The sequence below is a fragment of the Methylobacterium sp. J-077 genome, from assembly GCF_022829365.1.
Taxonomy (GTDB): domain Bacteria; phylum Pseudomonadota; class Alphaproteobacteria; order Rhizobiales; family Beijerinckiaceae; genus Methylobacterium.
Genome location: NZ_JAKSYJ010000037.1, coordinates 16,945 through 39,179, shown reverse-complemented (window position 1 = coordinate 39,179; position 22,235 = coordinate 16,945). Strand labels below are relative to the sequence as shown.

General features: G+C 71.2%; 17 protein-coding genes. 5 read left to right on the top strand and 12 right to left on the bottom strand.

Going from position 1 to position 22,235, the window contains the following annotated elements; all coding sequences use genetic code 11:
* The first annotated feature begins 195 nt into the window (after positions 1-195).
* The gene (locus MKL11_RS01850; RefSeq protein WP_243939727.1) at positions 196-5,475 is read left to right on the top strand and encodes an alpha-2-macroglobulin family protein; all 5,280 of its coding nucleotides are present in this window, start codon (positions 196-198) and stop codon (positions 5,473-5,475) included.
* A gap of 180 nt (positions 5,476-5,655) precedes the next feature.
* Here the strand turns inward: MKL11_RS01850 and rlmN are convergent, their stop codons facing one another.
* From rlmN to recQ, 7 genes are all read right to left on the bottom strand, one after another.
* Positions 5,656-6,930, bottom strand: a complete 1,275-nt coding sequence (rlmN, locus tag MKL11_RS01845; RefSeq protein WP_243939724.1) for a 23S rRNA (adenine(2503)-C(2))-methyltransferase RlmN — start codon at positions 6,928-6,930, stop codon at positions 5,656-5,658.
* Between the two features lie 166 nt (positions 6,931-7,096).
* Complete coding sequence (grxD, locus tag MKL11_RS01840; RefSeq protein WP_243939722.1) at positions 7,097-7,435, bottom strand: Grx4 family monothiol glutaredoxin; 339 nt, start codon at positions 7,433-7,435, stop codon at positions 7,097-7,099.
* A 42-nt stretch (positions 7,436-7,477) separates the two neighbouring features.
* Entirely contained in the window at positions 7,478-7,972 is a 495-nt protein-coding gene (locus tag MKL11_RS01835) for a DUF29 domain-containing protein (protein WP_243939720.1), read from the bottom strand.
* 23 nt (positions 7,973-7,995) lie between these two features.
* On the bottom strand, positions 7,996-8,232 hold the full coding sequence (locus tag MKL11_RS01830; RefSeq protein WP_243939718.1) for a BolA family protein: 237 nt from the start codon (positions 8,230-8,232) through the stop codon (positions 7,996-7,998).
* A 25-nt stretch (positions 8,233-8,257) separates the two neighbouring features.
* Positions 8,258-10,483 carry a phosphoribosylformylglycinamidine synthase subunit PurL gene (purL, locus tag MKL11_RS01825; RefSeq protein WP_243939716.1) on the bottom strand — a complete coding sequence of 742 codons (2,226 nt, stop codon included), beginning with the start codon at positions 10,481-10,483 and terminating at the stop codon, positions 8,258-8,260.
* A gap of 139 nt (positions 10,484-10,622) precedes the next feature.
* On the bottom strand, positions 10,623-11,777 hold the full coding sequence (locus tag MKL11_RS01820; RefSeq protein ID WP_243939804.1) for a hydrolase: 1,155 nt from the start codon (positions 11,775-11,777) through the stop codon (positions 10,623-10,625).
* Between the two features lie 211 nt (positions 11,778-11,988).
* Positions 11,989-13,830, bottom strand: a complete 1,842-nt coding sequence (recQ, locus tag MKL11_RS01815; protein WP_243939714.1) for a DNA helicase RecQ — start codon at positions 13,828-13,830, stop codon at positions 11,989-11,991.
* 83 nt (positions 13,831-13,913) lie between these two features.
* Between recQ and MKL11_RS01810 the strand changes: the two genes are divergently transcribed.
* Both MKL11_RS01810 and MKL11_RS01805 read left to right on the top strand, forming a co-directional pair.
* Positions 13,914-14,150, top strand: coding sequence for a type II toxin-antitoxin system VapB family antitoxin (locus MKL11_RS01810; RefSeq protein ID WP_243939712.1), 237 nt, complete (start codon positions 13,914-13,916; stop codon positions 14,148-14,150).
* Positions 14,150-14,551: a type II toxin-antitoxin system VapC family toxin gene (locus tag MKL11_RS01805; RefSeq protein ID WP_238261826.1), complete on the top strand. Its 402-nt coding sequence runs from the start codon at positions 14,150-14,152 to the stop codon at positions 14,549-14,551. Before MKL11_RS01810 ends, MKL11_RS01805 begins: the two co-directional genes overlap by 1 nt.
* Positions 14,552-14,554: 3 nt before the next feature.
* Here the strand turns inward: MKL11_RS01805 and denD are convergent, their stop codons facing one another.
* The 5 genes from denD to MKL11_RS01780 all read right to left on the bottom strand — a co-directional run bounded on the left by denD (position 14,555) and on the right by MKL11_RS01780 (position 20,063).
* Positions 14,555-15,532, bottom strand: coding sequence for a D-erythronate dehydrogenase (denD, locus tag MKL11_RS01800; protein WP_243939710.1), 978 nt, complete (start codon positions 15,530-15,532; stop codon positions 14,555-14,557).
* A gap of 27 nt (positions 15,533-15,559) precedes the next feature.
* Complete coding sequence (gene otnK / locus MKL11_RS01795; protein ID WP_243939708.1) at positions 15,560-16,834, bottom strand: 3-oxo-tetronate kinase; 1,275 nt, start codon at positions 16,832-16,834, stop codon at positions 15,560-15,562.
* Positions 16,831-17,613 (bottom strand): 2-oxo-tetronate isomerase, encoded by a 783-nt coding sequence (gene otnI / locus MKL11_RS01790; RefSeq protein WP_243939706.1) that lies wholly within the window; start codon positions 17,611-17,613, stop codon positions 16,831-16,833. Before otnI ends, otnK begins: the two co-directional genes overlap by 4 nt.
* A gap of 29 nt (positions 17,614-17,642) precedes the next feature.
* A complete protein-coding gene (gene ltnD, locus MKL11_RS01785) occupies positions 17,643-18,557 on the bottom strand; it encodes an L-threonate dehydrogenase (RefSeq protein ID WP_243939704.1) in 915 nt (304 codons plus the stop codon).
* A 183-nt stretch (positions 18,558-18,740) separates the two neighbouring features.
* Positions 18,741-20,063 carry an MFS transporter gene (locus tag MKL11_RS01780; protein ID WP_243939702.1) on the bottom strand — a complete coding sequence of 441 codons (1,323 nt, stop codon included), beginning with the start codon at positions 20,061-20,063 and terminating at the stop codon, positions 18,741-18,743.
* A gap of 342 nt (positions 20,064-20,405) precedes the next feature.
* Here MKL11_RS01780 and MKL11_RS01775 point away from each other — a divergent pair, with 342 nt between their 5' ends.
* Together MKL11_RS01775 and MKL11_RS01770 are read left to right on the top strand one after the other, a co-directional pair.
* Entirely contained in the window at positions 20,406-21,413 is a 1,008-nt protein-coding gene (locus MKL11_RS01775) for a LacI family DNA-binding transcriptional regulator (protein ID WP_243939700.1), read from the top strand.
* Positions 21,410-22,087: an aldolase gene (locus MKL11_RS01770; protein ID WP_243939698.1), complete on the top strand. Its 678-nt coding sequence runs from the start codon at positions 21,410-21,412 to the stop codon at positions 22,085-22,087. Before MKL11_RS01775 ends, MKL11_RS01770 begins: the two co-directional genes overlap by 4 nt.
* The last annotated feature ends 148 nt before the right edge of the window (positions 22,088-22,235 follow it).

Here is a 22,235-nt window from a genome sequence, read left to right as displayed (position 1 = left end):
ACGGGAGAGGGGGCCCGTTGCGGCCTGCAAGAACGACAGCGCCCCAAACCCGTTCGGGACCCAGCAGGACATGGGCCGCGGAGCGGTTCCGAATACCGGCCTGAGGCGTTGCGGCCGGACTCGCAGGTGCTAGGCTCCCGGCCGGCCGATCCCGGGGCGAATCGTCCGGGCTCCGGGGCCGACGAGGGCAGGCGCATGGCGTGGCGGAACCGGCTTGCGGGTGCTCTGGCGCTTCTGGCAGGCCTGGCCTGCGGGCCGGCCCTCGCCCAGACGGCGCCGAAGCCCCGGACCGCCCAGGCAGCCGCCTTCGAGAAAACCTTCGTCCGCACCGACCTCGCCAGCGCCGCATTGCGGCTCGAGGCGGCGCTCAAGGCCGAGGCCGGAGGATCGCTCAGGCCCGCCGGCCAGTCCCTCGCCGCCGGACAGACACTGCTCGCCTCCGACAAGCCGGACGCAGCTTTGGCCCCGCTCACCGCTGCAGTAGCGGCGGATCCGGCGAATATCCGCGCCTGGCAGGCCTATGCCCGGGCCGCTGCGGCGGCGGTCGAGACCCTGGAGGAGAACGACTATCAGGGCCGTGCCGTCCTGCGGGACCGGGCCGTAGCGGCCGCCTACCGCGCCTATGAGCGCGCGGGGTCACCCGCCGACGCCGCGGCCTCCCTGGCGCAGCTCGGCGCCCTGGAGGCCGGGCAATCCGCTTGGCGCCCTTCCCTGAACGCCTACGCGGCCAGCCTCGCCCTCGACGGCGACCCCGCGATCCGCCGGACCTACGAGGCCCTGCGCGCCGAGCACGGCTTCCGGGTGCTCGACTACAAGGTCGATTCGGATGCCGCCGCGCCGCGGCTGTGCTTCACCCTTTCGGAGCCGGTGGTCCCCAAGACCGACTACGCCCCCTACGTGGCGGTCTCGGGCAGCAGCAGCGCCGCCGTGACGGCGGAGGGCTCGCAGGTCTGCGTCGACGGCCTGAAGCATGGCGGCCGCTACGCCGTGGTCCTGCGCCAGGGCCTGCCGTCGACGGTGGGCGAGAGCCTGCTCACCTCCGCCGATTACGAGATCTACGTCCGCGACCGCGCCCCGCAGGTGCGGTTCACCGGGCGCAACTATGTCCTGCCGCGCACCGGCCAGGCGGGCGTGCCGCTGGTCTCGGTGAACGCCCCGAAGCTCGACGTGGAGGTCCTGCGCATCGGCGACCGCGGCCTGTTGCCGACCCTGCGCTCGGAGGATTTTCTGGGCCAGCTCAGCGGTGCGACCGCCAGGACCCTGGCGGCCGAGAAGGGCATGCGCGTCTGGAAGGGCACCCTCGACACCGCCAAGGCCGAGCTGAACCAGGAGGCGGTGACCGCCTTCCCGGTCCTGCAGGCGTTGGGCAAGCTGGAGCCCGGCCTCTACGTGATGCTGGCCCGGCCCACCGGCACGGGCGCGCCGGACGAGGACGGCTACGAGACCCAGGCGACCCAGTGGTTCGTGGTCTCAGATCTCGGGCTCACCGCCACCAAGGGGCGGGACGGGGTCCACGTGGTCCTGCGCTCGCTCGCCTCCGCGCAGGTACTGCCGGGGGCCGAGATCCGGCTGATCGCCCGCAACAACGAGGTGCTGGGGACCGCCAGGACCGACGCGCAGGGCCATGCCGCCTTCGATCCGGGCCTCGCCCGCGGGGAGGGCGGCACCGCGCCGAGCCTGGTGGTCGCCCAGGCGGGGGACGATTACGGCTTCCTCGACCTCAACCTCGGCGCCTTCGACCTGACCGACCGCGGCGTGAAGGGCCGGCCCGAGACCGGTGGGCTCGACGCCTACCTGTTCACCGAGCGCGGGGTCTACCGCTCGGGCGAGACCGTGCAGATCACCGCCCTGCTGCGCGATCCCCGCAACGCGGCGGTGCCGGACCTGCCGCTGACCCTGGTGGTGAAGCGTCCGGACGGGGTCGAGTATCGCCGGGTCTCGGTGCCGGACCAGGGGCTCGGCGGCCGGGCGCTGCCCCTGCCGCTGCTGTCGGGGGCCATGCACGGCACCTGGCGGGTCTCGGCCTACACCGACCCGAAGGCCCCGGCGCTCGGCACGACCAGCTTCCTGGTGGAGGATTACGTCCCCGAGCGCCTGGAAGTGATCCTCAAGGCCGCCCAGGCCGCCCTGCGCCGGGGCGAGGCCGCGCAGGTCGACGTCGCCGCGCGCTACCTCTACGGCGCCCCGGGCGCCGGGCTCGACGTGTCGGGCAGCGTCGTCGTGCAGGCGGCCTCGGGCAGCGGCATCGCGGGCCTGGCGGGCTACACGATCGGCCTCGACGACGAGGCCGTCGAGCCGAGCGTGCAGGAGCTCGCGACCCACGCCACCACGGACGCGCAGGGGCACGCCACCGTCACCGTGCCCCTGCCGGAGGTGGCCGCGCCCCGGCCGCTGGAGGCGAAGATCACCCTCGCGGTGGGCGAGCCCGGCGGCCGGGCGCTGTCGCGCAGCCTCACCCTGCCGATCCTGCCGGCGGGGCCGGTGCTCGCCCTCCGCAAGACGTCCCCGGAGCTGAAGGAGGGCGACCGCGCGGGTTTCGACGCGGTGTTCGCCGCCCCGGACGGCAAGCTGCTGGCCCGGCCCGGGGTGACCTGGACCCTGTCGCGGGTGGAACGGACCTATCAATGGTATCGCGCGGACGGCCGCTGGTCGTTCGAGGCGGTCAAGACCAGCCGGCGGATCGCCAGCGGCAGCCTCGACCTCGCGGCCGGGGCCCCGGGCCGGATCGAGGCACCGGTGGGCCCGGTCGGCCGCTACCGGCTGGAGATCGCGACGGCGGGCGCCCCGGAGGCCACGGCGAGCCTCGGCTTCGAGGTCGGCTGGGGCGGTTCCGAGACAGCGGACGCGCCGGACCTCCTCGACCTGACCCTCGACAAGGCCGCCTACGCGGCCGGCGACACGCTGCGGGCCACGCTCAGCCCGAAGTTCAAGGGGCAGGCCAGCCTCATGGTGGTGAGCGACCGGGTGCACGAGACCGTGGAGGTCAGCGTGCCGGCGGGGGGCACCACCGTGAGCCTGCCGGTCAAAGCCGAATGGGGCGCGGGCGCCTACCTGATCGCCACCGCCTACCGGCCCCTCGATCAGGCGGCCAAGCGCCTGCCGGGCCGGGCGCTGGGGCTCGCCTGGTTCTCGGTGGACCGCGCGCGGCGCAGCCTCGGCGTCACCGTGAAGGCGCCGGAGCGCACCCGCCCGCGGCAGGACCTGACCATCCCGGTGCAGCTCACCGGTCTGAAGTCCGGCGAGGCGGCACGGATCACCGTGGCGCTGGTCGATGTCGGCATCCTCAACCTGACCCGCTACGAGGCACCGAACCCGACCCAGTACTTCCTCGGCCAGAGGGCCCTGGGGCCGGAATTCCGCGACCTCTACGGCTACTTGATCGACGGCATGCAGGGCTCGGCCGGGGCGATCCGCTCCGGCGGCGACGCGGGGGGCGGCGAGCTCGCCGACGCGCCGCCGGCCCAGGCGCCGCTCGCCCTGTTCTCCGGCGTCGTGACCGTAGGGCCGGATGGGGCGGCCAGCGTCACGTTCCCGCTGCCGGCCTTCAACGGCACCGGCCGGGTGATGGTCACCGCCTGGAGCGGCGACCGGGTCGGCCAGGCGCAGGCGGACGTGATCATCCGCGACCCCGTGGTGCTGGCCGCGACCCTGCCGCACTTCCTCGATACCGGCGACCGCTCGCGCCTGTTCGTGGCCCTCGACAACGTCGAGGGCCGGGCCGGCGACTACACGGTGGACATCGCCCCCTCCGGCCCGATCCTGATCGGTGCCAGCGCCTTGCGGCAGACGATCCGGCTGGAGGCCGGGGGCAGGGGCCAGGTCGCGATCCCGCTCACCGCCGCGGGGCCCGGCACGGCGCGGCTCGACCTCGCCCTGTCGGGGCCGGGCCTCGACGGGACCCTGAGCCAGAGCTTTTCGCTCGGCGTGCTGCCGGGAACCGGGGCGCTGCTGCGCCGCTCGGTGCGCAATCTGGCCCCCGGGACCGGCCTAACGGTCAGCGCCGACCTGCTGGCCGACCTGCTGCCGGGGACCGGCAGCGTGTCGCTCTCGGCCTCGGCGCTGCCCGGCCTCGACGTGCCGGCCCTGCTCCAGGCGCTGGACCGCTATCCCTATGGCTGCTCCGAGCAGATCGTCAGCCGGGCGCTGCCGCTGCTCTACGTCAACCGCCTGGCGGCGCTGGACAAGCTCGCCCTCGATACAAACGTCGACGACCGGGTGCGCGAGTCGATCGAGCGCCTGCTCGCCCGCCAGGATTCGAGCGGCGATTTCGGCCTGTGGTCGGCGCAAGGCTCGGGCGACCTCTGGCTCGACGCCTACGTGACCGACTTCCTCACCCGCGCCCGGGAGCGCGGCTTCGCGGTGCCGCAGGGGGCCTTCGCCCAGGCCCTCGACCGCCTGCGCAACAGTGTCGCCAACGCCACGGAGGTGCGGGACGGCGGTGCCGACCTCGCCTACGCGGCTTACGTCCTGGCCCGCAACGGCCGGCCGGTGATGGGCGACCTGCGCTACCTCGCCGACACCAAGCTCGACGCCTTCGCCTCCGGGCTCGCCCGGGCGCAGCTCGCCGCGTCCCTGGCGCTGCTGGGCGACCGGGGCCGCGCCGCCACGGTGATGGAGTCGGCGCTCACCGCGCTGAAATCCCGGCGGGATGCCGGCCTCTACCGGGCCGATTACGGCTCTCGCCTGCGCGACGGCGCCGGGCTGATCGCCCTGGCGGCGGAGAGCGGGCTCACCCAGGCCGCCCTGGCCCCGGTGGCCGCAATCATCGGCGAGGAGCGGCAGGACGTGCGCGCGACCAGCACCCAGGAGAATGCCTGGCTGGTGCTCGCCGCCGAGAGCTTGTCCAAGGAGGCGGAGGCGCTGTCCTTCAGCCTCGACGGCGCGGCGCAGACCGGACCGCTCGCCCGGATCTACCGGGGGGCGGCGCTGGAGGGGCGCAATGTCGAACTCACCAATACCGGCCGGGTGCCGGTGCAGGTGGTGCTGGGGGTGAACGGCAACCCGCTGATTCCTGAGCCCGCCGCGGCGCAGGGCTACACGATCGCGCGCACGTTCCACCGGCTCGACGGCAGCCTGGTCGATCCGGCCCAGGGCCTGCGCCAGAACGACCGGCTCGTGGTGGTGCTCAAGGTCACCGAGGACAAGGCCCTGGCCGCCCGGCTCCTGCTGGTCGATCCGCTACCGGCGGGGCTGGAGATCGACAACCCGAAGCTGCTCGACGCCGACGCCCTCCAGGGCCTCGCCTTCGCCAAATCCGACGTGCAGCCGGTCCACACCGAGTTCCGCGACGACCGGTTCGTGGCCGCCTACGACCGCACCCCGGACCAGCCGGCGTTCTTCACCGTGGCCTACACGGTCCGGGCGGTCTCACCGGGCACCTACGTACATCCGGGCGCCTCGGTGGAGGACATGTACCGCCCGGCCCGGTTCGGCCGCACCGCCTCCGGCAGCGTCGAGATCGGCGCGGCGCGGTAGGCCTCCCGGAACCATCCGGGGGAGACGATCACTTGGCTCCAGGCCGAGCACCCCGAGGCCCTGCAGCGGCACCGCGCCGAGTGGGTCGTCAGGGCGAAGCCCGACACCCGGCGAAGCCCGGCAGCAGGGCTTTGCCCTGCACCCACGAAAGGTCTCGGACCTTTCGAAACCGCGACTGGCTCAGTCGTCGAGGCCGGCGTAGAAGCCCTCGGCGCCGATGCCCTCTTCCTGCATCATCCGGGCCCGGGCGCGCAGTTTTTCCGTCTCGCTCTTGAGCTGGCCGCAGGCGGCCAGGATGTCCCGGCCCCGGGGCGTGCGCACAGGCGAAGCGTAGCCGGCGTTGAACACGATCTCGGAGAAGCGCTCGATCCGGTCCCAGTCCGAGCATTCGTAGCGGCTGCCCGGCCAGGGGTTGAACGGGATCAAATTGATCTTGGCCGGGATGCCCTTGAGCAGGCGGACCAGTTCGCGCGCATCCGCGTCGGAATCGTTGACGCCCTTCAGCATCACGTACTCGAAGGTGATGCGGCGGGCGTTGCTCACACCCGGATAGGTGCGGCAGGCTTCGAGCAGCTGGGCGATCGGATATTTGCGGTTGAGCGGCACCAGCTCGTCGCGCAGGTCGTCGCGCACCGCGTGGAGCGAGATCGCCAGCATGGCGTTGGCCGCCTCGCCGAGGCGGGGGATCTGCGGCACCACCCCGGAGGTCGAAACCGTGATCCGCCGCCGGGAGAGGCCGAGCCCCTCCTGGTCGGACATCACGCCGACCGCGTCGATCACGGCGTCGAGATTGTACAGGGGCTCGCCCATGCCCATGAACACGACGTTGGTGACGAGCCGCCCCACTTCGCCGGCCCCGGAGGCGTCGCGGCTCGGCATCTGGCCGGCCCAGTCGCCGAGTTCGTCGCGAGCCACCACGAGCTGCTGTACGATTTCGGCCGACGAGAGGTTGCGCACGAGGCGCTGCGTGCCGGTGTGGCAAAACGAGCAGGTGAGGGTGCAGCCGACCTGGCTCGACACGCACAGCGTGCCGCGATCCGGGCCCGGGATGTAGACGCACTCGATCTCGGCGCCGCGATTGTGCTCCTGCGGGTTGGTCGGTGCCATGCGCAGCAGCCACTTGCGGGTGCCGTCGCGGGAGACCTGGCGGCTGGCGACCTCGGGCCGCTCCAGCGTGAAATGCTGCGCGAGCTCGGCCTTCAGCGCCTTGCCGACATTGGTCATCGCGGCGAAGTCGGTCGCCCCGCGGAAATTGACCCAGTGCCAGATCTGGCCGGCCCGCATGCGGCTCTCGCGCTCGGGCACGCCCATGCCGATGAGTTGCGCCTTGAGCGCGTCGCGGGTGAGCCCGACCAGCGACGGGGGCCGCCCGGGGAGCAGTGCGGGCTGGAAATCGGGCGCCTTCTCGATCGCGGGTTCGGCCGCGCGGGCGCTGTCGAGCGACGGCGTCGCCATGATGATCGGTCTATCCATAGCTGTGGAACGGTTCTGATATAGGCGATCGCGTTAGCGAACGCGAATGCGCCCCGCCCACGGGTGACTCGACCGGGCGCGATAGCGGCCGGCCACGAAAAAGGGCGCCCGCAGGCGCCCTGATCCATCCTAGAAAGTCCGAAAAAGATCAGGCGGCGGCGGTCTTCACCGGGACGCCCTTCTCGGCCAGGAAGGTCTGCAGCTCGCCCGACTGGAACATCTCCCGGGTGATGTCGCAGCCGCCGACGAACTCGCCCTTCACGTAGATCTGCGGGATGGTCGGCCAGTTCGAGAACGCCTTGATGCCCTCGCGGATGCCCTGATCGGCCAGCACGTTCACGCCCTTGAACGGCACTTCGAGGTAGTTGAGGATCTGCACCACCTGGCCCGAGAAGCCACATTGCGGCATCTGCGGCGTGCCCTTCATGAACACCACCACGTCCTGGGAGGCGATCTCGTTCTGGATGGTCGTGTTGGCGTCGGTCATCACTCAATCCTCAGTTATTCGATCTCGTATGTGCGGTCTCTATCAGCGGCGCGCAACCGAGGCGGCGATCACACGAAGCGCCTGATCGATATCAAAGCGTTCGGTCAAAAGGTCCTCGGCCGCAATCGGGCACGCCTTCGGTAGTCCTGGAAGAATCTGGTTCCCAAAGGCACCGAGACCAGCCTCCGCGGCCGTGACCGCGGATTTCCAGATCCTCGGCCAGTTCAACCTCTGCCGCATCGACGACTCGTACGCATTCCAAGCCGTGATCTGGAATGTCGCGATCTCCTCGCGCCAATGCAAGCTTGACGGGGCGAGGGGCGCGGAGGCGCGCTTCAGGAGGTGAGCGAGCGTCTGGATCAGCAGGCCCTCGACCGCCCGCAAATGGGATCGCCCCACGCTCTCGATCTCCTCCGCGATATTCGCCCAATCGACCGCATTCGACAGGTCGCTGCGGGCTCCGAGCGCGCGCAGAGCCGCAGCCTGCTCCTCAGCCCAGGTCACGATGTCGTCGTCGTAGAGACTCGGTCGGTCCATCGGGAGAACTCCCGCGAGAAGGCCTAATCCTGAGGGACGCCCGTGGTCAGCGCAAGGGCGTGGAGCACGCCGCCCATCCGGCCCTGGAGGGCGCCGTAGACCATCTGGTGCTGGGCGACCCGGGTCTTGCCCTTGAAGGCCGCGGACAGGACGGTGGCGGCGTAATGGTCGCCGTCGCCGGCGAGGTCGCGGATCTCCACGGTCGCGTCGGGCAGCGCTTCGCGGATCATGCGCTCGATCTCGCCCGCATCCATCGGCATCGGAAAACTCCTGGGCGTAAGGGGTTCAGGCAGCCGGCGCGGCCGGCTGGCTCGCCATGTAGTTCGGCAGCCAGCCCTCATGGGCCGCACGCAGCTCGGACAGCGATATGGTCTCGCCGCCCGGCAGGGTCAAACGGTCGGTGCCGGTGACCCCGACCACGGCCGCGTCGATACCCTGGGCCGAGGCGCTGTAGAGCAGGTCGGTGGCCGCCTCCGGATCGACCGCCAGCAGGTAGCGGGCCTGGTCCTCGCCGAACAGGTAGGCGTGGGCCGGCAGGTCGACCGGCACCTCCGGCAGGGCCGCTCCGATGCCGCCGGCCATGGCCATCTCGGCGAGCGCCACCGCAAGACCGCCATCGGACAGGTCGTGGACGGTGTCGACCGTACCCGAGAGGATCAAGGCGCGCACGAAGTCGCCGTTGCGGCGCTCGAGCGAGAGATCCACCGGCGGCGGCGCGCCCTCTTCCCGGCCCTCGATTACCGCCAGATAGGCGGATTGGCCGAGCCAGCCCTCGCCAGCGCCGACCAGGACCAGCACGTCGCCCTCGCGCTTGAGCGCGATGGTGGCGTGGCGCTCCACGTCGTCGAGCACGCCGACGCCGCCGATGGTCGGGGTCGGCAGGATGCCGACACCATTGGTCTCGTTGTAGAGCGAGACGTTGCCGGACACGACCGGGAAGTCGAGCGCCCGGCAAGCCTCGCCGATGCCCTGCAGGCAGCCGACCAACTGGCCCATCACCTCGGGTTTTTCCGGGTTGCCGAAGTTCAGGTTGTCGGTGATGGCGAGCGGGCGACCGCCCACCGCGGTGATGTTGCGCCACGCCTCGGCCACGGCCTGCCGGCCGCCCTCGACCGGGTCGGCCTCGCAGTAGCGCGGGGTGACGTCGCAGGTCAGCGCCAGGCCCTTCGGGCCGTCCTCGACCCGCACGATGGCGGCGTCGCCCCCGGGCTTCTGCACGGTGTTGCCGAGGATGAAGTGGTCGTACTGCTCGTAGACCCAGCGCTTCGAGGCGAGGTCGGGGGAGCCGACGAGGCGCTTGAGGGCGTCGGTCAGCGAGGCCGGCGCCGGCACCGCAGCGGCTGCAATCACCGGCTGGTGGGTGTTGGCCAGGTGCGGCCGGTCGTAGAGCGGCGCCTCGTCACCGAGTTCCTTGATCGGCAGGTCGGCCACGGTCTGCCCGTGCCACTTGACCACGAACCGCAGCGTGTCGGTGGTCCGGCCGATCACCGCGAAGTCGAGACCCCACTTGACGAAGATCGCTTCGGCCTCCGCCTCCATGCCGGGCTTGAGCACCATGAGCATGCGCTCCTGGCTCTCGGACAGCATCATCTCGTAGGGGGTCATACCGGCCTCGCGGGCCGGGACCTTCTCGATATCGAGCTCGACGCCGAGGTCGCCCTTGGCGCCCATCTCGACGGCCGAGCAGGTCAGCCCCGCCGCGCCCATGTCCTGGATGGCAATGACGGCGCCCGAGGCCATCAGTTCCAGGCAGGCCTCCAGCAGCAGCTTCTCGGCGAAGGGGTCGCCGACCTGCACGGTCGGGCGCTTCGACTCGGAGGCCTTGTCGAACTCCGCCGACGCCATGGTGGCGCCGTGGATGCCGTCGCGGCCGGTCTTGGAGCCGAGATAGACGATCGGGTTCCCGACCCCGGTGGCGGCCGCGTAGAAGATCGCGTCGGTGCGGGCGAGCCCCACCGCCATGGCGTTGACCAGAATGTTGCCGTCGTAGCGCCGGTGGAACCCGGTCAGGCCGCCGACGGTGGGCACGCCGAAGGAATTGCCGTAGCCGCCGACCCCGGCCACCACGCCGGAGACCAGAGCGCGGGTCCGCGGGTGGTCGGGGGAGCCGAAGCGCAGGGCGTTGAGCGCCGCGATCGGCCGCGCCCCCATGGTGAACACGTCGCGCAGGATGCCCCCGACGCCGGTCGCCGCGCCCTGGTAGGGCTCGATGTAGCTCGGGTGGTTGTGGCTCTCCATCTTGAAGACGCAGGCCAGCCCGTCGCCGATATCGATCACGCCAGCATTCTCGCCCGGCCCCTGGATCACGTGAGGGCCCGAGGTCGGAAGCCCCTTCAGGTGCTTGCGGGAGGACTTGTACGAGCAATGCTCGTTCCACATCGCCGAGACAATGCCGAGCTCGGTCAGCGTCGGGTCGCGCCCGATCAGGCCGCGGAAGCGCTCGTACTCCTCCGGCGTGAGGCCGTGCTGGGCCACGAGCTCGGGGGTGATCGGAACGTCGTTGCGGAACATGCGAAGGTCTCGGCAGAGAGCGGTCCGTCTCGAGAGACGCGTACCGCGGCGAACCCGAACCGGGCTGAGATCTCAGGCTGCCCCGGCTCTAGAGCGGAAGCGCCCGCGCTGGCAACATCCGCCGGCGCGGGGCTGGGGGTCAGCGCCTGGCCTCGCCGACCGGATCCGCGGGCGGCCCGTCCTCCCGGCAGCGGGCGACCAAGACGTGCACCGGCTCCGGCCCGGTGACCACGTCGAGATAGTCGAAGCCGCTGTCGCGCTGGCTCGCCATGAGCAGCTGGAAGTGCATCTGGAACAGGTTCCACTGGCGCCGGCCGACATCGGCGCTGGTGATCAGGTCGTGGATCGCCACCCAGAGCACGGACGGGCGGCCGGGATCCGGCGGGGTGAGGCCGCAGGCGGCAATCGGGTTGTTCTTGTGGATCGAGAGCCAGTCCCAGGTGGCGCGCACGTCGAGCCAGCCGATCTGCGTCGCTCGTCCGAAGCGCAGGAGGCTGGTGCGGAAGTTTTGGGCAGCCGGGTCGAGGCCGAGCCAGGGGATGACGCTGCCGATGCTCACGAACGAGACCGGCGTGCCGCGCCCGCCGAAGCCGGGGTCGCGGGCGAGCACCCGGTCCAGCGCCTCGATGCCGAGGAAGCTCGACGAGGAATGGCCGACCACCACCACCTCGTCGGCCTCGCCCTCGGCGGCGCGGATGCGCGCCGCGAAGGCGTCGAGCCGGGGGTCCATCTCGGGGGCCTCGCCGGCCGCGTAGGCATGCGTGAACGCGGTGTCGTCCACGAGGTGGGGCACGTAGAGCGGCTTGCCGCGGGTCGCCCGGATCAGCCCGGCCAGGATCGCGTAGGCGAGGGGCGGCACCGCCAGCAGGCTCCAGGGCTGGAACGCGGGCGGCGTGAGGGCGGCGAGGCCCCCGGCGGCGGCGAGGCTGAGGAGCGCCAGGGCGATGTAGATGTAGTGGACGCAGAAGATCACCGTGGAGAAGCGCCAGCCCTCCCGGCGCAGGTCCGCCATGTAGCCCGTCCGCCACAGCCGCCAGAGCAGAGCCGGCACGCCCCGGAGCCGCGTCCAGTCGGATTGCGGGAATCGGGCCCGGACGATGTCCTCCCAGCGCAGCAGGACATAGCGGGTCGAGACCCCGCGCGACTCCGCCGTCCAGGCGAGGTCGAGCCCGTCCGGGGAGCGGACCGGATCGCCGACCGTGATCGCGGCGCCCCGGCACGCGGCGGTGAGCCGGGCTTCGCGGCGGAACAGGCCCCAATAGGTCTCCGGATCGCGCGGGTCGAAGCCCGGCATGTAGAACACGATGCGGGAGGTCAGCGTCCGCGGCGCGTCACCGTCCGGTTTTTCGGACGTGTGCTGGGCCGGTGCGGCGGCGACGGGGATGCGTGTCGAAATGACGGGTCCGATCGATTCGAGGTGGCGGCCTGCCTACATGAAGCGGCCGGGCGCGCCGAGGGTGAAACTGCGTGGGGCTTGCGCCGGATCGGCCGCAGAGGCGGCAGGCTCACGCCGCCGGCGGCTCGGCCAGGAACGCGCTGATCGCGGCCACGAACGTCTCGCCATAGGCCTCGCGCTTGCGCTCGCCGACCCCGTGGACCGCCCGCAGGGCCCAGAGGTCGACGGGCTTCTGACGCGCCATCTCGATCAGGGTCCGGTCGGGAAACACCATGAAGGCGGCGATGCCCTCGGCCCGGGCCAGGGTAGCGCGCAGGCCGCGCAGGTGCTGGAACAGGGCCTCGTCGGTCTCGGAGAGCGCGATCTCGCCCTCCTCGCGCGGCGTGGCCCGGCGACGCTCGCGGGATTCGGCCTTCGGTTCCGGGTCGGGGCGCAGCTTGACCGGCTCGCGGCCGAACAGGATCGCCTCGCCCTTCTCGGTCATGGACAGGCCGCCATAGCCGTCGGCGTTCTCGGCGATCGCCCCGGCGGCGAAGAGCTGGCGCAGGATCGCCCGCCAAGCGGCCACCGGCTTGTCGGCGCCGACCCCGAAGGTCTTGAGGCCGGTATGACCGTTGCGGCGGACCTGCTCGCTCTCCTTGCCGTGGACCACGTCGCAGATATAGGCCGCGCCGAAGCGCTGGCCGGTGCGCACGATCGCCGAGAGGATCTTCTGCGCCGCCACGGTCCCGTCCACGAGCGTGACGCCGCCGCGGCAGAGATCGCAGCGGCCGCAGGGCTCGCTCGCCTCGCCGAAATAGCCGAGCAGCGACTGGCGCCGGCAGGTGGCGCCCTCGCACAGGGAGATCATCGCCTCGAGCTTGCGCCGCTCGACCCGGCGGCGCTCGTCCGAGATCTCCTTCTCGTCGATCTGGCGGCGGCGTAGCGCCATGTCGTCGAGGCCGTAGAGGGTCAGCGTGTCGGCCGGCAGCCCGTCGCGGCCGGCGCGGCCGATCTCCTGGTAATAGCCCTCGACGTTGTTGGGCATGTCGGCGTGGCAGACGAAGCGCACGTCGGGCTTGTTGATGCCCATGCCGAAGGCGATCGTCGCGGTCATCACCACCCCGTCCTCCTGCAGGAACCGGTCCTGGTTGCGCATCCGCGTGCCCTGGTCGAGGCCGGCATGGTAGGGCAGGGCGTCGAACCCGTCCTTCCTGAGGGTCTCGGCGAGCTGCTCGACGCGCTTGCGCGAGGAGCAGTAGATGATCCCGCTCTCCGCCCTCCGGTGCTTCAGGAACCGCTCGATCTGCCGGGCCGGGTTGTCCTTGGGCTGGAACGTCAGCCGGATGTTCGGCCGATCGAACGAGTGGACGAAGATCTTCGGGCCGCGCCCTTGCGGGAACAGCCGCTCTGCGATCTCGGCCCGGGTGGCGGCATCGGCGGTGGCGGTCAGCGCCAGGGTCTGGACGTTGCCCAACGCCTGTCGGGCCCGGGCGATCTCCCGGTATTCGGGCCGGAAATCGTGGCCCCATTGCGAGACGCAATGGGCCTCGTCCACCGCGAGCCGCCGGACCCCGACCCCGCGCAGGGCCTCGATGCAGCCCTCCATCAGCAGGCGCTCGGGGGAGACGAACAGGAGGCGCAATTCCCCGGACCGCAGGCTGCGCCAGGTCTCGCGCGACTCCGCCTCCGTCACCGTCGAGTTGAGGGTGGCGGCCTCGACGCCGACGCTGCGCATCTGCTGCACCTGGTCGTGCATCAGGGCGATCAGGGGCGAGACCACCACGGTCAGCCCGGAATCGATCAGCGCCGGGAGCTGGTAGGTCATCGACTTGCCCGAGCCCGTGGGCATCACGGCGAACACGTCGTCGCCATCCAGCACCGCGCCGATCACCTCGTCCTGCCCGGGCCGGAAATCCTCGTAGCCGAACGTCTTCTTCAGCGCGGCGCGGGCCTCGTCGAGGCGGGTCATCGGGATCCTTGTTCGGGGTACGCGCCGCGCTTGCGGCTCTGGTGTGTAGGCACTAGCCTCCCTACGTCTACACGGAGGCTGTCGTGCCGCTCAACATCCGCAGCGAAGAGGTCAACCAATTGGCCGAGACGCTGGCATCGCGGGCCGGCGTGAGCAAGACCGAAGCGGTGCGAATCGCGCTCGAAAACGAGATCGCGCGGCGCAGCCGACGCGTGCCGCTCGCGGAACGCCTGAAACCCTTGCTCGACAAGATGGATGCCGTACCGCGCACGGGCCTGGAGGCCGACAAGGCGTTCTACGACAGCCTGAACGACGAGTGATGTTCGTCGACGCCTCGGCTCTCGTGGCGATCCTGACGGCCGAGCCGGAGCGTTCCGTCCTGCTGGACTGCCTCGATGGCGCGATGACGCCGCTCACGTCGGGCATCGCCGTCTTCGAGACGGTGGTCGCGGTGGCGCGTAAGAAGGCGATCTCCGTGGCAGACGCTGAGACGGAGGTCGACGCGTTCATCCGCATCGCTGGTCTGCGAATCGTGCCGATTTCGGCGGCGGAATCCGCCCTCGCCCTCACCGCCCATGCCCGTTTTGGCAAGGGCCGCCACCCCGCCCGCCTGAACCTCGGCGACTGCTTCGCCTATGCCTGCGCGCAGGTCCACGGCGTGCCGCTGCTCTATATCGGCGACGATTTCCCGCGGACCGACATCCGCTCCGCCCGCGGCTGAATCTCAGCCGCCATGGAACGCCGCGACGTGCTGGGCCACGATCGCGTCGAAGGATTCGTCTGCCCGGAAGCCCAACGCAAGTGCGGCCTCCGGCTCGAACGACTCCGGCCAGGATCCGACGATCCGGGCGATAGCGGCGTCCGGCTCGCGCCGGATCAGCGCCACGGCCTTGTCGCCGGCCACGCGCCGCAGGGCCTCGATCTCGTCGGCCACGGTGGCCGAGACGCCCGGCATGGTCAGGCTGATCCGCGGGCCGATGGCCGCGAGGTCGAGCCCGGCCGCGTGAACCAAAAAACCCACCGCAGCGGCGGGGCTCGCGAACCAGTGGCGCACCGTGTCGGGGACCGGCAGCACCGCCTCGTGGCCAGCGAGCGGCTCGCGGATGATCCCGGAGAAGAAACCCGAAGCCGCCTTGTTGGGCTTGCCCGGGCGCACGCAGATGGTCGGCAGACGCAGGCCGATCCCGTCCAAGAAGCCGCGGCGCGCATAGTCGGCGAGCATCAACTCGCCCATGGCCTTCTGGACGCCGTACGAGGAGGCCGGGCGCAGGATGAAATCGTCCGGGATCACCTTGGGGAAGGGCGGTCCGAACACGGCCAGCGACGAGGTGAAGACCAGCTTCGGCCGGTACCCGTCGGCGGCGTTGGCCCGGCGGATCGCGTCGAGCAGCAGCCGCGTTCCGTCGAGATTGACCCGGTAGCCGAGTTCCAGATTCGCCTCCGCCTCGCCCGAGACCACCGCGGCGAGGTGGAAGATCACTCCCGGGCGCTCGGCGATGGCGGCATCGGCGGCACCGGGGGCAGTGAGATCCGCGGCCTCGGCCTTCACCGGGCCGGAGAAGCCTGCGGGTGCCGTGGGCGGCATCACGTCGAGCAGGGTGAGGGCGCTGAGCGGTTCGCCGCCGACCTTGCCGTCCGCGACCAGGGCATCGACGAGGCGGCGGCCGATCATGCCGGCGGCGCCGAGAATCAGAGCGTGCATGGGAACCCTCGTATCTATGGGCGGTGGTCAGTCCATCATGTCCAGGGCACGGCCAAAAAAGTCCGAGCCGCCGAAATTGCCCGATTTCAGGGCGAGCAGCATCGGCTCGGGCCGACCGGCACTGCGCAGGATGGGCACGCCGGCGGCGATCTCGGGGCCGAGCAGGAACGCCCGGAGCCCGAGCCGGTCGACGACCGCGCCCGACGTCTCGCCCCCGGCCACCACCAGCCGGCGCACGCCGCGGGCGACCAGCCCCTCGGCGATGGCCGCCAGCGCGGTCTCGATGGCGTGGCCGACCGCATCGACCCCGTGCTCGGCCTGGAGAGCCCGGACCGCCTCGGGGGTCGCCGAGGAGGCGATCAGCACCGGGCCGGCGGCCAGCCGCGCGTCGGCGAAGGCTAGGGCCTCCGCCACCGCGTCGGCGCCGGCGAGGAGCGCCGCGGTGTCGAGGCGCAGCACCGGCATCTGCGCCTCCGCGGCGGCGATCTGCTGGAGGGTCGCCTGCGAGCAGCTGCCGGCGAGGCAGGCCGCGGCCCCGCCCACCGGCTCGCCCATGGCCGCGCCGGCGGCGTCGCGGGTGCCGCGCCCGTCGGCGACGAGGGCGCGGGCGAGGCCGAGCCCCAGCCCCGAGGCCCCCACCGAGAACTTTTTGGCGATGACCGCCCGGCCCAAGGTTTCGAGGTCGCTGTCGAAGATCGCGTCGGCGATGGCCGCCTGCTTGCCCTCGGCCGCCAGGGCGTCGAGCCGGGCCGCCACCGCCTCGGCGCCCCTTGCCACTGTGGCGGTGTCCACGAGGCCGACCGCCCCCACGCTCTGGCGTGCCAGCACGCGCACCAGGTTGGCGTCGCGCATCGGGTTGAGCGGGTGGTCCTTGAGCGGGCTCTCGTTGAGGGGCACCGCGCCGACGAACAGGTTGCCCTGGTAGACGCTGCGTCCCGTCTCCGGGAAGGCGGGCGTGACCAGCGCGATGGCCTCGCCGGCATCCGCCCGCAGGGCGTCCATCACCGGGCCGATATTGCCGGCATCCGTGGAGTCGAAGGTCGAGCAGACCTTGAACATCACGTGGGCGGCCCCTCGGGCCCGCAGCCAGCGTTCCGCCTCGCGGGACCGCGCCACGGCCTCGCCGGCCGGGATCGAGCGGCTCTTCAGTGCCACCACCACCGCGTCGGCCTCCGGCAGGGCGCGATCATCCTCGGGCACGCCGATGGTCTGGATCGTGCGCAGGCCCGCCTTGGTCAGGGTGTTGGCGAGGTCCGAGGCCCCCGTGTAATCGTCGGCGACGCATCCCAGCGCGAGGCTCATCGGGCTCTCCCTTGATAGGCGGCGAGCCAGCCGAGGCCGGCCAGGGTGTCGGCGGCTGGGATGTACTCGCAGCCGACGAAGCCGGCGTAGCCGAGCCGGTCCAGCTCGTCGAACAGGAACGCGTCGTTCATCTCGCCGGTGCCGGGCTCGTGCCGCTCCGGCACGCTCGCGGTCTGGACATGGCCGACGATCGGCATCAGCGCGCGCAGCCGCAGGGTCACGTCGCCGTGCAGGATCTGGCAATGGTAGAGGTCGAACTGGAGCTTCAGGTTCGGCAGCGCCAGGTCGCGGATGAGGTCGGCGGCCCGACCGAAATCGTTCAGAAAGTAGCCCGGCATGTTGCGGCCGTTGATCGGCTCGAGCACGAGGTCGAGGCCGGCCGCGCCCAGGCGCTCCGCCGTCCAGGTCACCGCCCGGCGGTAGGCCTCCGCGGCGCGGGGATCATCGTGCGGGGCGAGGCCCGCCATCAGGTGCAGCCGGGCGACGCCGGTCGCCTCGGCGTAGCGCAGCGCCGTATCGACGCCGGCCTTCAGCTCATCCAACCGCTCAGGAAACGCCGCCAAGCCGCGCTCGCCGTTCGCGAAATCCCCCGGCGGTAAGTTGAACAGCGCCTGGGTCAGGCCGTTCGCCCGAAGCCGCTCGGCGATGGCCTCGGGCGGGTGCTCGTAGGGGAACAGGAACTCGACGGCGTCGAACCCGGCGCGCGCCGCCGCATCGAAGCGGTCGAGGAACGGCACCTCGTTGAACATCAGGCTGAGATTGGCGGCAAAGCGCGGCATTTTCTTCGGACTCCCTGCGCTCGATCCGGTTACTTCCGCCCCGGCAGCTTCGCGCCCGAGACCTGCGCGTAGAGCCGCGCCACGGAGGCGTCGTCGTCCCGGCCCATGCCGGCGCCGGACGCCATCAAAAACATCTGGAGCGCCGCCGCGGCCACCGGCACCGGGTATTTCTCCGCCCGGGCCATGTCCTGCACGATGCCGAGATCCTTGACGAAGATGTCGACCGCGCTCTTCGGCGCGTAGTCGGCCTCGAGGATGTGGGGCACCCGGTTCTCGAACATCCAGGAATTGCCCGCCGACTTGGTGATCACCTCGTAGACGCGGGCCAGGTCGAGGCCCTGCTTGGCGGCAAAGCTCATCGCCTCGCAGGCGGCGGCGATGTGCACACCGGCGAGCAGCTGGTTGATCATCTTGAAGGCCGCACCCTGGCCGGCGGCGTCGCCGAGCTCGTAGAGCGTGCCCGCCATGGCATCGAGGGCGGGGCGCGCCTTGGCGAAGGCGGCCGGGGAGCCCGAGGCCAGGAAGGTCAGCCCGCCATCGGCCGCGCGGGCGGCGCCGCCGCTCATCGGGGCGTCGAGATAGAGGCGGCTGGTGGCCTCCAGCCGCGCCGCCAGCGCCCGGGCGACGGCCGGATCCATGGTCGCCGAGGAGACGAACACGGCGCCCTCGGGCATCGCCGCGGCGGCGCCATGCTCGCCGAACAGCACCGCCTCGGTCTGGGCGGCGTTGACCACCACGCTCACCACCACGTCGGCACCCTGCGCCGCCTCGGCCGGATTGGCCGCCGCAATCCCGCCCGCATCCCGGAAGCGGGCGACGGCCTCCGGGTTCACGTCGCAGGCGGCGACGGAGAAGCCTGCCCGCAGCAGCGAGCCGGCCATGCCGGAACCCATGGAGCCGAGGCCGATCACCGCGGCGCGGCGGGTTTGGGTGTCGGTGGTCATGAGCCGGAAACCTCGCGGAGGGTGGGAATCCGCCGTCTCGGCGTCGCCGAGGATGGCGCGGGTCCCCTCTCCCGTGCGGGAGAGGGACAGGGTGAGGGATCAGGTCATTCCGGAGGAGTCGCACCCCTCACCCCAACCCTCTCCCGCAGGGGAGAGGGGGTCCGTCGTGCCCGGATCGGAGCCTCAGCGGTTGACCATCTTCGCCGGCGTGACGAACACGCAGGCCGAGCCGACCACCAGCATCACGGCCAGCGCGTACATGCCGGCCGCGGTGCTGCCGGTGGCGTCGCGCAGCGCCCCGATCACGTAGGGGCTGACGAAGCCCGCGAGGTTCCCCACCGAGTTGATCAGCGCGATGCCGGCCGCAGCACCCGCGCCGCTCAGGAAGGCGGTGGGCAGGGACCAGAACAGGGGCGAGCAGGTCAGCACGCCGGCCGCCGCCACCGAGAGCGCCGCCACGGCGATCGTGGTCGAGCCGGCACTCGCCGAGACCACGAAGCCGACAGCGCCGATGAGCGCCGGGATGATGAGATGCCAGCGGCGCTCGCGCATCCGGTCGGCGGAGAGGCCCAGCAGGACCATCACGACGGCCGCGCACAGGAACGGGATCGCGCTGATCAGACCGATATTGAGGTTGCCCTGCACGCCGGACGCCTTGACGATCGTCGGCAGCCAGAAGGTCAGGCCGTACTGGCCGGTGACGAAGGCGAAGTAGATCAGGCTCATGAACCACACGCGGCCGTTGCGGAACACGGTGGCGATCGAGTGCGGGCTGGATTCCTTGCCGTGGTTGTCGGCGGCGATGTCGCGCTCGAGGACCTGCTTCTCGGCGTCGGTCAGCCACTTGGCCTCGGCGGGGCGGTTGTCGAGGTATAGGAACACCGCGACGCCGATCAGCACCGCCGGCACGGCTTCGATCAGGAACATCCACTGCCAGCCGGACAGGCCCTGGGCGCCGTTGAGCGCGTCCATGATGTAGCCGGAGAGGGGGTTGCCGAAGATGCCCGAGATCGGGATCGCGGCCATGAACACCGCGATGACCTTGGCCCGGCGATGGGCCGGGAACCACTGCGTCGTGTACAGGATCACGCCCGGGTAGAACCCGGCCTCGGCGAGGCCGAGCAGGAAGCGCATCCCGTAGAAGGTCCATTCCGAGTTCACGAACACGAAGGCGCCGGAGATCAGCCCCCAGGTGATCATGATCCGGGCGATCCAGACCCGGGCGCCGACCCGGTGCAGGATCACGTTCGACGGCACCTCGAACAGGAAGTAGCCCAGAAAGAAAATGCCGGCGCCGAGGCCGTAGACCGTCTCGGAGAACTTCAGCTCCTGGGACATCTGCAACTTGGCGAAGCCGACATTCACCCGGTCGAGATACGCCACCACGTAGCAGAGCATCAGGAACGGCACGAGGCGCCAGAACACCTTCGCGTAGGTCCGGTCGACGAAGGATTTTTGCTCCGCAGCGGGGGCGGCGCCTCCCAGCGGGGCGGCTTGAACCGACATCGGCGTTCTCCCTGGTCCGGACCGCGTCGCAGGGCGGGCGGATAATGGTCTTCGCCGCTCGTTCCGGCGGCGCTGGCGGTGCCTGTAACTGTTTTTGGCAGCGCTGCCAATCCGGTTGTGCGGAATAATGCAGGACGCTATGTCGGGGGTAAGGCGCCGCCGAACGCGGGACCTGCCTCCGATCCAACCCCCTCATCCTGAGGTGAGGCGAAGCCGCCTCGAAGGAGCCCTCCAGGGACCATGCCGACATCTGGAAGGCTCCTTCGAGGCCCGCTGGCGCGGGCACCTCAGAATGAGGGCGCGGGTGGGAGGTGAGGCGGAGTCGCAAAAAAAGGCCGGGAGATGGACGGATTCCAGCCGCCGGGGCGGCTCGTGACGCTCACCGACGTGGCCCGCGAGGCGGGGGTCGGGGAGAGCACGGTCTCGCGGGTCCTGCGCAACCACGGCTCCTCTTCGAAGCGCGCCCGGGAGCGGGTGGCCGAGGCCGTGGCCCGGCTCGGCTACGTGCCGAACCGGCTGGCCGGCAGCCTCGCGGGCCCGGGGGCGAGCGCTCAGCTCGCCGGGGTGATCGTGCCGTCGCTCGCCAACGTGGTCTTCCCCGACCTGCTGCGTGGGCTGACCGGCGCGCTGGACGCCGCCGGCATCCGCTGCGTGATCGGGGTCAGCGACTACGATCCCGACCGGGAGGAGGCCCTGGCCGCCGCGCTCCTGTCCTGGCGCCCGGCCGCGCTGCTGCTCACCGGGCTGGAGCACAATCCCGGGACGGTGGCCCTGGCGAAGGCCGGGGGCGTGCGCGTGGTCGAGATGATCGACACGGACGGGGCGGGAATCGACGCCGTGGTCGGCTTCTCCAACCGGGCGGTGGGGGCGGCGAGCGCCCGGCACCTCGTGGCCCGCGGGTATCGCCGCATCGCCTATCTCGGCCACGACCTGCAGGTGGACCTGCGGGCGGGCAAGCGTCTCGCCGGGTTCGAGGCCGCCCTGGGCGAGGCCGGCCTGTCGCTCCACGGCACAGAAATCAGACCCGGGCCGTCCTCGCCGGGCTCGGGCCGCGCCGGGCTGGAGGCGCTGCTGGCGCGCCATCCGGATCTCGACGCAGTGTATTTCTCCAACGACGACATGGCGCTCGGCGGCTACTTCGCCTGCCTGTCGGCGGGCTTGAGCGTCCCGGGTCGGATCGCCCTGTTCGGCTTCAACGGGCTCGACTTCGCGGCGGCGATGCCCCAGCCCCTGTCGACGGTGCGCACGCCGCGCCTGGAGATCGGCCGGCAGGCGGCCTCGTGCCTGATGGGTGAACGTCCCAAAACAATCGATGTCGGATTCGAGCTGATCGAGGGAGCGACCGCATGAGTGAGACGGCGTTGCGCGAACAAATCTGCCGCTACGGCCGCTCGCTGTTCGAGCGCGGCCTGACGCCGGGCTCGTCGGGCAACATCTCGCTGCGCCTGCCCGACGGCGGCTGGCTGGTGACGCCGACCAACGCGTCGCTCGGATTCCTCGACCCGGCCCGGATCTCGCGGCTGGACGCGGACGGCCGGCTGGTCTCGGGCGACAAGCCGACCAAGGAAATCCCGCTGCATACGGCGCTCTACGAGAGCCGGGGCGAGGCCAAGGCGATCGTGCACTTGCACTCGACCCACGCGGTGGCGGTCTCGATGCTGCCGGAGATCGACCCGCGCCAGGTGCTGCCGCCGCTGACGCCCTACTACCTGATGCGCACCGGCGGCACCGCGCTGGTGCCCTATTACCGCCCCGGCGATCCCGCGGTGGCGGACGCGATCCGGGGGCTCGCCGGTCGGTACAGCTCGGTACTGCTCGCCAATCACGGCCCGGTGGTGGCCGGCGACAGCCTGGAGGGCGCGGTCTTTGCCACGGAAGAGCTGGAAGAGACCGCCAAGCTGTATTTGCTCCTGCGCAACCTCAACCCGCGGCAATTGAGTCCGGCTCAGGTGGCCGACCTGGTGAGCCATTTCGGGCTGACCCTGCCGGAGGTAGATGACCATGCGGGGCATGATCACGGGTGAGGCAGCTTCAGGCCGAGCCTTTCGGCTTCACCGTCATCACGAGCGCAGCGAAGTGACCCAGGGCAGCGCGCCATCATCGAGCGTGGCGCCACGCTGGGTTGCTTCGCTGCGCTCGCAAAGACGGGAGAAGCGCTTGGCGATCGCGTGA

Bases quoted from the DNA above. Each gene is read 5' to 3' on its own strand.
- MKL11_RS01850 (WP_243939727.1), top strand. From the start codon at position 196: ATGGCGTGGCGGAACCGGCTTGCGGGTGCTCTGGCGCTTCTGGCAGGC.
- rlmN (WP_243939724.1), bottom strand. From the start codon at position 6,930: ATGGCGACGCCGTCGCTCGACAGCGCCCGCGCGGCCGAACCCGCGATC.
- grxD (WP_243939722.1), bottom strand. From the start codon at position 7,435: ATGACCGACGCCAACACGACCATCCAGAACGAGATCGCCTCCCAGGAC.
- MKL11_RS01835 (WP_243939720.1), bottom strand. From the start codon at position 7,972: ATGGACCGACCGAGTCTCTACGACGACGACATCGTGACCTGGGCTGAG.
- MKL11_RS01830 (WP_243939718.1), bottom strand. From the start codon at position 8,232: ATGCCGATGGATGCGGGCGAGATCGAGCGCATGATCCGCGAAGCGCTG.
- purL (WP_243939716.1), bottom strand. From the start codon at position 10,483: ATGTTCCGCAACGACGTTCCGATCACCCCCGAGCTCGTGGCCCAGCAC.
- MKL11_RS01820 (WP_243939804.1), bottom strand. From the start codon at position 11,777: ATGCCGGGCTTCGACCCGCGCGATCCGGAGACCTATTGGGGCCTGTTC.
- recQ (WP_243939714.1), bottom strand. From the start codon at position 13,830: ATGACCCGCCTCGACGAGGCCCGCGCCGCGCTGAAGAAGACGTTCGGC.
- MKL11_RS01805 (WP_238261826.1), top strand. From the start codon at position 14,150: ATGTTCGTCGACGCCTCGGCTCTCGTGGCGATCCTGACGGCCGAGCCG.
- denD (WP_243939710.1), bottom strand. From the start codon at position 15,532: ATGCACGCTCTGATTCTCGGCGCCGCCGGCATGATCGGCCGCCGCCTC.
- otnK (WP_243939708.1), bottom strand. From the start codon at position 16,834: ATGAGCCTCGCGCTGGGATGCGTCGCCGACGATTACACGGGGGCCTCG.
- otnI (WP_243939706.1), bottom strand. From the start codon at position 17,613: ATGCCGCGCTTTGCCGCCAATCTCAGCCTGATGTTCAACGAGGTGCCG.
- ltnD (WP_243939704.1), bottom strand. From the start codon at position 18,557: ATGACCACCGACACCCAAACCCGCCGCGCCGCGGTGATCGGCCTCGGC.
- MKL11_RS01780 (WP_243939702.1), bottom strand. From the start codon at position 20,063: ATGTCGGTTCAAGCCGCCCCGCTGGGAGGCGCCGCCCCCGCTGCGGAG.
- MKL11_RS01775 (WP_243939700.1), top strand. From the start codon at position 20,406: ATGGACGGATTCCAGCCGCCGGGGCGGCTCGTGACGCTCACCGACGTG.
- MKL11_RS01770 (WP_243939698.1), top strand. From the start codon at position 21,410: ATGAGTGAGACGGCGTTGCGCGAACAAATCTGCCGCTACGGCCGCTCG.